This window comes from Priestia sp. P5_B4 (assembly GCF_056400385.1).
In genome coordinates this window covers 1-744 of the sequence record NZ_JBFULJ010001326.1, presented here as the reverse complement: position 1 = coordinate 744, position 744 = coordinate 1, and the positions used below count along the sequence as shown (strand labels likewise).

At 33.4% G+C, this 744-nt stretch carries 1 protein-coding gene; it reads right to left on the bottom strand.

The genetic code is table 11. The features are described from left to right. On the bottom strand, positions 1 to 520 hold a 520-nt coding region (locus tag AC1DRF_RS30765; protein WP_477742669.1), incomplete at its 3' end, for a hypothetical protein. Positions 521 to 744 lie beyond the last annotated feature (224 nt).

Genomic DNA, 744 nt, shown 5'->3' with positions numbered 1-744 from the left:
GTGCCTGTACTAACGCACATTCATATAATTCTTTTAATGTATCGTTCTCCGCATAAACCTTCATATATTCAACACCGTTAGAGGCTGAAAAGCAAAGACCAACTAACTTTTCTTTAGTAACTACATCTTTACAAAATCTAATAGCTGCAGCACTTTCTCCCGAATTAGGATTTTCCCAAATACTAGGATCATAACAGGAAGTGAAAATATTTAGCTTCTTAAGCTTTTCTGGCTCTATAAAGATTAAGATAGAACCTCTCTGCCACCCTGTTGCATTCCAAAGTTGTTCATATCCTTCGATGACTTCCTTTTTTAAATCCAMTTTGTATTTGTTTCGAGTAAAAGAAAGTATATCAGTACACTGTTGAAATAATTCTGTATCTTCTTTGAGGCCATACACATAGCACTCTTTGGCACACAAGAGTAGTGGGCGAAGAATTAACTCATGTGCTGGAAGTGCCTCATTCTCTTTATAATCATAAAATCTATTTGGGATTAAGTTAACAAAAAAATGACCCAAGAAAGCCCCACCTTTCAACTAAAAATCAATTATTTCAATGGAACAAATACTGACTATAAAATTTAGAGCTTGTTTCATTCAGATATATCTTTAATATCAAATTCAAATATAGATTTTTTCTCCTCTTTAGACATGCCAGTAAAGAATTTTTTATGTACTCTCATTTTTTTTGTTTTTGTAGGAAATATCGTTTCTAACCATGTGGCCCCCATAGGAGTATGCTC